The following is a 12,107-nucleotide window of genomic DNA, read 5'->3' as shown; positions in this document are numbered from 1 at the left end:
AGATTAACTTTTGTTCAACACACAGATTTTTTCAGCACAATACTCAAACAGATGATAGCCTGCAGCCCCCTGTTCAATCAAGGGCATTACCAACTCAGGTTTGATAATCCGGGTTCCACCCAACATGCTTACATTATGCTTAAAAAGCACATCAGGTAGGACACTGCTCGAAGGACCTGTAACAATAATTGTTGAATTTTTATTGCAACTGGCAAGCAGATGACCGAGTGAATTGTTAACCAGTGTAAGTCCTGTGATTATCACCATATCAGAATCAGGCAATACCTTAGCATACTCACCGGCACGTACAAAATACCGGCGATGTTCAGGCATCAGAGCCTGTTCGTTCAGCTCAAGCACATGCAGATGGTTACGGGTTGCAGCAATTTTCCTGACATAGCTCTGAAAAGCCCCTACAATTGTAATGGTTTTTAGCCCGCTCAGGTCAAGCAAGTCAACCGGATCGGTATTGCTAAGCACTTGGTAACGCTCACTCTTCAGCAGCTCGGAAGAAATAGCGTTTAAAACTGCCACCTTTAAAGTCCGAACTAAAGATGTTTGCTTTGGACTTTGAAGCAAATCGCTCACATTCCGGCCTAAGATACGGAGAGGCGTAAATTCGCCAAAATCTCGGTCTTTCTTTGAACAATGAATCTGTTGGTCGGCTTCTGCACTGGCAATGCCTATTGAGCCATCCGATAACTGCACAGCAGCCATAAACAGTCCGACACTCACGCCGGCTATGGTAAGTCCTGAAAGATAATCAGCGTAATTTTCAAATAAATGCTGGTTTATTTCATCAATCATCATGTGTGTCACAAGAAATTACAAACCCAAGAAACTAAATATTTACAAGCCAAAGATAACCTTAATATAGGTTCAAATCATCTTGTTATACGCAGTAAATTTGGTTTAGCCAGTTTATTTTTCAAAAAAACGAATACCCCTGCTATTGAATATACAGCTATAATCTGTTGATAAATTAAACAGGGTAAATATGGTTCCTAAATGAACCGCCCATCACTTAATTCAGACACCCATTTACTGTCAGACGAAACAATAAAATATAACCGTTATTGAATTGAAATGCAGGGGCAATCAATCTTCAACTAAAACCAGCAGACAATATTTAACTGAGTGAATGGAATGATAATCACTAACAAACTAAACTTCTTTGCTTTACAAATGTTTATAAATACAAATACAATAGTAAATAAAATAAAAATATGAAAACAGGCATTTACCTTTCAGTAATTTTCTTCATCTTCATTTCACTTGCTAAGGCTCAGAAGCCAATTACCATAACAGATGATACAATAAAATTCGGCAACACATTGTGCCCCGGGATTTGGGTTGACATTCCGGAAGTGAATGTTGAAGCGGCGCGCGCGAACTGGAAAAAAACAATTGAAAAAGGTTCGAAATCAAAAGCTATAATCAATGGGAGTGAGATAACCATTTTTGGGGCACTTTTAAAAGACATTTCAGAGACCCCGATAAATATATTGAGCGCTTTAAAAAACAACGACTCTGTTGTCAAGCTTTTTGTTGCTGTTGAACTTCAGCGCGATGTATTTACAAGTATCAACAGCAAGGAGCATGAACAAATGAAAAGCATGGCAAAGCAGTTTTCTAAAGACCAATACATTGAAGTTGCCGAAGAACAACTTTCAGCTCAGGAATCGAAACTTAAGGATCTCGAAAAAGAACTGGCTTCACTCAGAAAAGATAAAAAAAAGCTTGACGAGATGATTCAATCTTCAAATGCATCCATTGCACAAGAAAACTATCAAATAGCATCTGTTAAAAAGAGCATTGAAGTGACAGACAATGCTTTGGACGCCAAAAGCACTGAATTAAGTACAATGGCAAATGATGATTCAAAGAAAGCAGTACAATCAGAAGTGAAGAATTTGCAAAAAGAAAAAAAATCAAATCTGAAGAAAATCAGTGCATCTGAAAACAGGATTTCGAAAGCCAATGATGCCATCAAAGACAGCAACAATGCTATTTCGCTGAATCTAAAGCATCAGGAAGATGTAAGTTTTAAAATAAACACCCAGAAACTTGAAGTAAAAAAATATTCCGAAAAACTTAAGACTATTGAATCGTACTGATTTATTGAAAAACAAAATTATTAGTCCGGCAAATCCGGACTTTTTTTTGCCATTATTTTTACTGTTATCATAGTAAATAAATTAAATAAATTTGCCGTATAACAACTAGGATAGTTTAACCTGCAAATAAATTTACATCCATGATTCTGAGTCATCCATTCATTTTAAAGTGCCCTGAATGCGGGGCCCTGCACAACCGCACAAACCTCATTTCAGGCAATAGTTTTGGCGGCATATTCTGGTCCGACGGATATTATATGGCGCCTATGCTGCCAGATATCCCCCGATTTTCAAAATGCTACCAATGCGGAGCCGTATTTAATGTAGAACTGTGCGAGAAAACTGAATCAGAGCACGAATCGACAGACAGGTATCCTGAAGTAAGTCTCCCTGACAAGGAAGGGCTTATGTCAGCAATTGAGAACAATATATATAAGGACAATATCGACGACGAGATTTACCTGCGCATTAAACTTTGGCAGGAAATGAACCCCCGTCCTTTTCAAATTAATGAAACAGTTATGCTTGAACCGGACGAAAACTACAGAAATAACGCACAAGCTTTGTTAAAACTGCTTGATCCCGATGAAGACTATAACCTTTTAATCATTGCTGAAATCCATAGAAACCTGAGCGAATTTAAAGAAAGCCTGGCATCTCTTGCGAAAATCTCTGATATAACGCTAAAAGACCGGACTAAACAAATAAAAAATGCCTGTAAAAAAAGAATAAACGGTGTAATCAGGTTTCAGTAAAAATAACATCACACAAGGGACGCTGAACTTTCGAACGGTTTTTTCAAAAATAATCTGTATTTTTTTTGAAAATACAGAGGCTTATAGTACATTCGCATTTTAAAAGCTACGTGTAATTCATACACTTAGCTACATCAGGAAAAACCCTAAAAGTCTAATTTTAAATTCAATAAATATGCGATTCAACACTGACAACCGGATTGTAATGACCCTTGATGCAGGAGGAACAAATTTTGTATTCTCTGCAGTTCAGGCAGAGCAGGAAATCATTGACCCTATTAGCATACCCGCCGAGGGCGAAACGCTGGAAATTGTGTTGAACAAAATCATTCTTGGGTTTAATGAGGTTAAGGCAAAACTTAAAACTGCGCCAGTAGCCATTAGTTTTTGTTTTCCTGGCCCGGCAGAGTATGAACTTGGCATCATTGGCGACCTTGAAAACCTCCCTACTTTCAGGGGTGGTGTTGCTTTGGGCCCCATGCTTGAAGAAAAATTCAACATTCCTGTATACATTAATAATGATGGCGATTTATTTGCATACGGCGAAGCCATTGCCGGACTGTTGCCTGATATAAACAAGCGTATCAGCACCAGCAACAGCCCCAAAAACTACCAAAACCTGTTGGGAGTTACTTTTGGAACCGGTTATGGCGGAGGCATTGTCAGCCGCGGGCAATTGTTTTTAGGCGACAACTCAGCCCAGGGAGAAATTAACCGCATGCGCAATAAACTTCACACCAACGCCACTGTTGAAGAAAATGTGAGCATCAGAGGAATCAGGCGCACTTACTGTCGTGTGACCGGACTGAATGCTGACACCTGCCCCAATCCACGCGAAATTTTTGAAATTGGTATGGGCACACGTGATGGCAATAAAGAAGCTGCAATTCTTGCTTTTCACCGGATGGCCGAAGTTGCCGGTGACTCAATTGCCAATGCCATTACCATGATTGATGGCCTGGTTGTGATCGGAGGAGGCCTTTCCGGAGCTTATCCCCTTTTCCTGCAAAGACTGGTTGATGAAATGAACTCCAATTTCACCACAATGGTTGGTACTGCCGTTGACCGTATGGAAATCAAAGCCTATAACCTGGAAGACGAAAATGAATTTGCAAGATTTTTTGAAGGCGACACCCGTGAAATAAAAGTCCCTTTCAGCTCACGCCGCATTAAATACGATCCTATGAAGAGAATTGGCGTTGGAATAAGCCGACTGGGAACATCCAAGGCCGTTTCAATCGGCGCCTATGCTTATGCCTTAAGCAAACTCGACAGCAAGTAAATAGTGTAACAAGATAAACAAAACGGGGCAGCTTCAGGTTGCCCTGTTTTTTTATTCCATAGTCAGTTTAAAAAGCCTGAAAACCTCTGCAATTTATCAGACCCGGTAAAACCGGCATTTTCCCTCCTTTCAAACACAAAACAACCCCATACATCCTTCGATCAAAGGAGCCATAAACAACATGATATCTTCTGATAACAGTCCCATCATCCATTAGACGACTCCCATCCATGACGAATTCTTAAAACTCCAACAATCCATCAATCTGAATATCATAAAACTAGCCACAAATCGCCCAAAGTTTCAAACTGGATAGCGCAAATTTTCACCACGCACAAGCAAATAACCATAAACCTATCGATATAAAATATGCATTATGCTCAATCAAAATAAAATGATTTTACAACTAAACTTACTCACCAACAGACAGAAATTAAATAAATGTGTATATTCGGCCGCCGATTAAGATCATTTTGAAAGTGCATATTCACTCCTCACTTTTCACATTTTTAAAACTTCTGATTTTCTGACTATGAAACGCTTCTTTACAATTTTGCTGATTACATTCATGGCATTCAGCTCAATGGCTGAGACCATAGAAAAAGTTTATTACTTTAACAATCCGACCGTTAAGAACCTGGGCATGCAGCAGGAAATACGTTTCAGCAACACCCTCACAAGCGGCATTGCGGGCGAACCTGCCTTACCATACAACGCAGTCAATCTGCTGTTACCTCCGGGACATGAAGCCATCAGCATCAGCTTTGAAGGATTTGACGAAACAGAGCTTGCCGGATATTATGTCCTGGCCCCGGCTCAGCACTCAAAGCCTATTTCGGAACCGGGCAAGTCAACCTGGGTTGAAAATCAGGAAATTTATCGCTCAAACCAACCTTATCCTAAAACGCATACCGGAACCCTTTCAACTCGTTTTATGAACGGTTACAGCTACGCGCAAACAGTTTTCACACCGGTAATATACAACCCCGTAAAAGGCCAAATCAGCTTTTACAAAAAGGTAGTCATACGAATTGAGACCCGCGCAACTACAAAAGGACGCGAAGCATTGAAAAACCTGAGTTCGGCACCTGTAATCATCAACAAATGTGCACAAAAAGCCCAAAATCCGGATGCTATACATCAGTATCCGGTTAAAAGAACCACGACAAATGACTATCAGATATTGATTATCACCCCACAAGCTTTTGCTGAACAAATTTCAGCCTTATCAGATTTGTACCTTCCCAGAGGGATGAAATCACAAATAACCACCACACAATTTATTGAAGCCAATTCAAATGGCATTGACATGCCTGAAAAAATCCGCAATTATATCATTGAACAATATCAGCAAAATGGCATTGAGCATGTTGTACTGGGAGGTGATGTTGAGCATGTGGCCTATCGCGGTTTTTATTGCCATGTGCAATCATCCAGTGTTTATGAAGATAACAATATACCTTCCGATTTATACTATTCAGCGCTCGACGGTAACTGGAACACCAATGGCAATAACTTATGGGGTGAAATTGGAGAAGATGACTTACTGCCAGAAATTTCTGTAGGTCGCTTATCATTCAGCAATACAGCTGAATTGGCTGCCATGATCAACAAAACAACAAAATATCAAAACCAGCCGGTGCTGGGCGAGCTGCGCAATCCATTGCTGGCGGGCGAGAACCTCTATTCAGGCCCTGACACCTGGGGCTCAGATTATCTTGAATTGCTGATTGGCACCCATGATGACAACGGATACACAACCACAGGAATTCCCGAAGACCACAACTTTGTTAAACTCTACGACGAAGTCGACAACTGGAGTGCCACTGATTTAAAAAACACCATCAATGCCGGGCGCAATTTTATTCACCACGTGGGACATGCCAATGAATCAACAGTAATGAAGTTTTACACCTCTGACATAACGAATGCCAACTTCCAGGGTGTAAACGGAATTACCCACAATTTTCCGGTAATATCGACCCATGGTTGTATTTGCGGAGCATTTGACGTAAGCGATTGTATTGCCGAAAAAATGGTCAGCATTGAAAATTTTGCGGCAGCCTTTATAGGAAACTCCCGCTATGGCTGGTTTAACGAAGGCCAGACCGAAGGCCCTTCAGCTCACCTGCACCGCGAGTTTGTGGATGCCATGTTTACCGACAGCCTCAACCGTGCCGGGCAAGCCCAGTCGGAATCAAAAGCCGCCACTTCTCCCTGGGTGAATGCTCCCGGGCAATGGGAAGAAGGTGCACTCCGCTGGTGTTTTTACGACTGCAATTTACTTGGCGACCCTGCAATGGCCATTTGGACCAACGAGCCCATCAACATTAACACCGTTTACCCGGCAAGCCTTACTATCGGAACCAATCAGTTTGAAATCAGTGTAACAAATAACGGAACTCCTATCAAAGGTCTTACCGCTGCTTTACTGAAGAACGGAATGCTTTACGGAAAAGGCACCACCGGTTCAGACGGAACTGCCACCGTTACTATCGACCCACTGATTGTCGAACCGGGAGAAGCTCAACTTGTTATTTCCGGATACAATTGCCTTCCGACCTATTACACTATAACATTTCTTGCAGGTGAATCGCCGTTTGTTGTATACCTGTCGCATACCATAAATGATACCGAAGGAAACAACAACGGGCTGGCCGATTTCGGAGAGAACCTTAAACTGAACATTACCTTACGGAACATAGGACTGGCCGAAGCTCAGAATGTAACAGCAAGTATTGCATCAGACGATCCTTATGTAACCATTACCGACGCAAATGAAACTTACGGAAATATAGCCGCAAACGGGCAGTCAGCTATCGAAAACGGATTCAGCCTTTTGATCAGCAATGAAATACCCGACAATCATATCATTGATTTTAGCCTTACAGCAACTTCAAACGAAACATGGAACTCAAGTTTTCAGATTCAGGCATATGCACCGGTTATCGAAGCCGGGACAGCTTCTGTTGACGATGCCCCTGGTAATGGAATACCTGATCCGGGTGAAACTTTCAATCTGAACATAAACGTTCTTAACACCGGACACAGCAACAGTCTTCCTGTCACCGCTCAACTTCACTGCAACGACCCATTTATTAATGGAAGCCTTTGGCAAACAGATCCAGTCTCCATTTCAGCCCTGTCATCTGAAAACATGAGCTTCATGAACATTGAAGCATCTGCGCAAACACCCCTGGGAACTCCAGTCATTTTTACCCTTACTCTTACCCAGGGAAGTGAAGCAACAGTAATACTTGAGAAAGAATACATTTTTGTAATTGGCCAGGTTGCCGAAGACTTTGAAACAGGCGACTTTACCCGTCATCCCTGGGAACTTTCAGGCAATGGAAACTGGACAATAAGCCAGACAAATCCGTACGAAGGATTATATTGTGCAAAATCAGGTGCAATTTCTGACAATCAAAAATCAAATTTATCTGTTAATTATGAAGTATTAACCAACGACAGCATCAAATTTTGTCTCAAAGTTTCCTCAGAATCATCCTATGACTACCTGAGGTTTTATATTGACAATGTTAAAATTGGCGAATGGTCAGGAGAGGAAGCATGGCAACAGGTTGCATATGCAGTAAGTGCAGGAACTCATAGTTTTAAATGGTCGTATGAAAAAGACATATCAGTGAGCAATGGTGAAGACGCCGCCTGGATTGACAATATCATTTTTCCACCGGTAGATACATTTACCGGCATTTCAACACCAGAAGTCAAATCCTCGTTAATGACCATTTATCCCAATCCTTCAGCCGGGCAGTTTACGCTATTGATTGCTGCCGGCAGTGGAAACCATTCAACCATCACAATTACCGATCAGACGGGCAAATTGATCGTTGAAAAAACGAATGTAAGAGGAGGCGAACAAATACAGTTTAACGAAGGCAACATTCCGGCTGGAATGTACTTTGTAAGGTTAAGCAACCAAAAATCGACCTCAGTGCAAAAAATCATTATCAACTAAACCTGAACATTATCATTTTTTTTACAAACCCTAACACAGAAACCGTGACAAAACAACTCATCACAATTGCTTTGGCATTGCTTTTTTCGGCATCAGGCGTTATCGCACAGGAGTCGGAAAAAAAACTGTACCTGCCCGACTCACCGGTACCGGCAAAATACAAGCCCGACACCAGAATTGACAATATGGCCTACTGGAGACGGTTAGCCTCACTTGGCCTGGTGCCAGTTGCTCCCGACACAAAAGTGCCGGCTGCAAAATATACTGGAAGCCAGCTAAATGGTCGTGGCGTTGCATCAGAAGATTCGCCTGATGTACCAGTTACAACAGAAAATTCCACACAAAGTGAAAATTCAATCTTTGTAAGTCCGCTCAATAACCAGCATTTATTACAGTCGAACAATTCAACCGGAATTCCTGCCTCAAATATATACGGCGCCAACGATTTTTTGTCAACTGATGGCGGAAACACCTGGGGTGGAGAACTTCAGGGCGCCGGCGGAAATAACAGTGGAGACCCGGCTACAGCTGTTGGTTTAAATGGCAACTATTATGTGGGTTATATCCATAGCAGCGGCGGACAGGGCGTATCCTATTCAACCAATCAGGGACAAAGCTGGACTCCGGTCCTTGTTGCACCCTCGCCTGGAGGATGGGGTTCATTGCTTGACAAAAACCACATGTGGATTGACAACAGCGTTACCAGCCCTTATGAAGGTAATCTCTATGACGCATGGACTAATTTTGGCGGTTCTAATGATACTGAAATTGAAATCAGCAGATCGACAAATGACGCGGTAAGCTGGTCAGCACCTGTAAATATCAGCTCAGCCATCAATGCAGGCAGCCATAATCAGGGTGTCAATATCAATACAGGACCCAATGGCGAAGTTTATGTTATCTGGGCGATATATGATAGCTGGCCAAGTGATGAGTCATCTATTGGAATGGCCAAATCATTTGACGGAGGCGTAACCTGGCAAACAGCCACACGCATCATATCCAATATCAGAGGTATCCGTAACAGTGGTACAGGCAAAAATATGCGTGTAAATGCATTCCCTACCATGACAGTAGACATCAGTAACGGCGCCAACCGCGGAGCCATCTATGTTACTTGGGCCAACACAGGAACGCCAGGTATAAATACCGGCAACGACATTGACATTTACATGATAAAATCTACAGATCAGGGAAGCACCTGGTCTGCTCCTGTAAAAGTTAACCAGGATGCATCCGGACAAGGCAAACAGCATTATTTACCATGGATTACATCTGACCCTGCCAACGGAAACCTGAGTGTTATTTATTATGACGACCGCAATGTATCTTCAACCCAGTGTGAAGCCTATGTTTCAACTTCAACTGATGGTGGCGCTACCTGGGAAGACATGAAAGTGAGCGACGTATCATTTACACCTCAATCCATTGCCGGTTTGGCTGATGGATATTTTGGCGATTATTTAGCTATTACAGCCCGCGATCGCTGGGTATTTCCTGCATGGACTGACAACAGAACAGGCACTGCCATGACCTATGTTTCACCTTTCCAAACCGGGCCTCCACCCAATCAGCCCTGGGTTATTTACAATGCCAACACTATTGACGATGCCAGTGGTAATAACAATGGCCTCCTTGATTTTGGGGAAAATGCACTTCTTGATATCACCATGGAAAACATTGGCGATCAGCCTGCTACTGCTGTTGAAGTGATTCTTTCAACTGAATCACCTTATGTTACAATCACTGACAACACTGAGCAATTTGGAGATTTCACCATCGGCGAAATAAAATCAATTGCTTCAGCCTTTGCCATTGAAGTAAGCTCAGAAGTACCTGACGGAGAAGCATTAACTTTCACTCTAACTGCCACAGATGCCGTTGACAGCACCTTTATCAGCAACTTTATGATAGAAGCTCATGCTCCTGCTCTGCAAACAGGAAGTATCAGCATCAACGACGGCGCCGGAAATGCCAACGGACGTCTCGATCCGGGAGAAAGTGCCATTATCAGTATTGAAACATTTAATCCCGGTGACTATACTGCTGAAAGCACTACAGCTCAGTTAACTTCACCCAGCCAGTATATTACCATTACGAACCAAAATGTTGAACTAGGCGACATTCTCCCGGGTTCACTGAATACAGTTACTGCACAGTTTGAAATTCAGGTTGCACCTGAAACTCCTGTCGGACATGCTGCCGCATTCAATTACACAGCTATTTCGCAAATGCTGACTGCAACCAAAAGCTTCAACCTGCCGGTTGGCCTCATTCTTGAAGACTTTGAAAGTGGTGGATTTGAAACATTTGACTGGCAATTTGCCGGTACTGCTCCCTGGACTATCGCAACAGATCAGATTTTTGAAGGCGCCAACAGTGCCAAATCAGGCGATATCAATGACTCTCAGTCAAGTGAAATGAAAATCGATTACAATGTAATGAACGAAGATTCAATCTCTTTCTATGTAAGAGTTTCTTCAGAAAGCAGCTACGATTTTCTGAAATTCTACATCAACGGAACCATGGCCGGTCAATGGTCAGGGGAAGTTAACTGGACCAGAGTCGCTTTCCCGGTTCAACCCGGAGAAATTACCTTTAGCTGGATTTACAGTAAAGACGTTTCAGTAAGTAATGGCAGTGACGCAGCATGGGTAGATTACATTGTTTTTCCAGCTCCGTTACAAACCACTGTTTATGCTGGCCCTGATGCCATCACCTGTGAAAACACACCGGTAATGCTCAATGGTGTTGCTACTAACTATGAAAGTTCAATGTGGACATCAATGGGCGATGGAACCTTTGAAGATGCCACACAATTAAGTACATTCTATACACCAGGGCCTGGCGATATCACTGCTGGAAGTGCCTCACTTCAACTTACAGTAAATGGCCTCGATGGTGATGTAAAAACCGACATCCTTGAACTCTCTGTTTCAGCTGCTTCCGTAATAGTTGCAGGTGCTGATACCGCTATATGTGCCAACACCGAAAGCATTCTGCTGAATGCTTCAGGCAGTAATTACAGTGACATTTTATGGACAACCACCGGCTCGGGAGCCTTTGATGATGCAACCTCCCTCACACCGGTTTACACCCCATCAGAAGCAGACATCACTGCAGGCTCAGTTATGCTGAAAATTTTAGCCATTTCTGCCACGCCATGTTCAAATGCGATGGATTCGCTGGCCTTACAGTTTATTCAGGTTCCAACAGCAACTATCGGAGGCGAAACAGGTATCTGCGCCGGCTCATCGGTTAGCTTTAATGTTGAACTCACGGGAACAGCTCCATGGACATTCGAGGTAAACAATGGTGTAGGAACGATTATGACTTCTGAAGCACCTTACACTGTAGAAGTAACCCCGGCAGAAAGCACATCATATCAGGTTCTGTCAGTTACAGATGCCAATATGTGTTCATCGTCCGGCACTGGCGAGTACAATGTTACCATTTACAGTCAGCCCCAGATTTCCTTAGTATCTGACACAACAGCCTGTGCTAATCACACTGTTTTACTTACAGCTCATACAACTGACGAGGTAAGTTTCCTTTGGATGCCAGGCGAATATACTACACAAAGTATTTCTGTTGACACAACCGGGTACGGTATCGGAACAACGGTATGGACTGTTACAGCCACAACCGCCAATAACTGTTCAACAAGTGCATCGGTAAATGTAAACTTTAACGATTGCACAGGAATTAATGAAATCAGCAGTCAGCCAGTCAGCCTTTATCCTAATCCCACATCAGGTGAGTTTAGCATTATTGCTTCTGGTGCAGTGTCAGGCAATTTCAGACTTGACATTTATGACGCAGGAAACAAACTAGTATACACACAAAATACAGTTGTTTTAAATCCCGGGAAAAAAGCCCTGGTAAAAGCCGGCAAACTTGCCCAGGGTATATATCTGCTTAAACTTTCCGGAACTTCAGAAACTTATTCCACCAAGTTAATTGTGAAATAAAGG

Annotated in this window: 6 protein-coding genes; 5 read left to right on the top strand and 1 reads right to left on the bottom strand. The window is 42.5% G+C overall.

All coding sequences use genetic code 11. From position 1 onward, the window contains the following. Nucleotides 1-3 precede the first annotated feature (3 nt). The gene (locus H6541_11585) at nucleotides 4-810 is read right to left on the bottom strand and encodes a DUF364 domain-containing protein (protein ID MCB9016430.1); all 807 of its coding nucleotides are present in this window, start codon (nucleotides 808-810) and stop codon (nucleotides 4-6) included. A 416-nt stretch (nucleotides 811-1,226) separates the two neighbouring features. Here H6541_11585 and H6541_11580 point away from each other — a divergent pair, with 416 nt between their 5' ends. The 5 genes from H6541_11580 to H6541_11560 all read left to right on the top strand — a co-directional run bounded on the left by H6541_11580 (nucleotide 1,227) and on the right by H6541_11560 (nucleotide 12,104). Next, nucleotides 1,227-2,117 carry a hypothetical protein gene (locus tag H6541_11580; protein MCB9016429.1) on the top strand — a complete coding sequence of 297 codons (891 nt, stop codon included), beginning with the start codon at nucleotides 1,227-1,229 and terminating at the stop codon, nucleotides 2,115-2,117. A gap of 140 nt (nucleotides 2,118-2,257) precedes the next feature. Continuing rightward, nucleotides 2,258-2,872: a hypothetical protein gene (locus H6541_11575; GenBank protein MCB9016428.1), complete on the top strand. Its 615-nt coding sequence runs from the start codon at nucleotides 2,258-2,260 to the stop codon at nucleotides 2,870-2,872. A gap of 175 nt (nucleotides 2,873-3,047) precedes the next feature. Then, nucleotides 3,048-4,154, top strand: coding sequence for an ROK family protein (locus H6541_11570; protein MCB9016427.1), 1,107 nt, complete (start codon nucleotides 3,048-3,050; stop codon nucleotides 4,152-4,154). A 532-nt stretch (nucleotides 4,155-4,686) separates the two neighbouring features. Further along, nucleotides 4,687-8,133, top strand: coding sequence for a T9SS type A sorting domain-containing protein (locus H6541_11565; protein ID MCB9016426.1), 3,447 nt, complete (start codon nucleotides 4,687-4,689; stop codon nucleotides 8,131-8,133). Nucleotides 8,134-8,177: 44 nt separating this feature from the next. Continuing rightward, the gene (locus H6541_11560) at nucleotides 8,178-12,104 is read left to right on the top strand and encodes an exo-alpha-sialidase (protein MCB9016425.1); all 3,927 of its coding nucleotides are present in this window, start codon (nucleotides 8,178-8,180) and stop codon (nucleotides 12,102-12,104) included. The last annotated feature ends 3 nt before the right edge of the window (nucleotides 12,105-12,107 follow it).

Source organism: Lentimicrobiaceae bacterium (assembly GCA_020636745.1).
Lineage (GTDB): Bacteria > Bacteroidota > Bacteroidia > Bacteroidales > Lentimicrobiaceae > Lentimicrobium.
The sequence above is the reverse complement of the archived record's forward strand: the minus strand, read 5'-3'. Positions and strand labels throughout refer to the sequence as shown.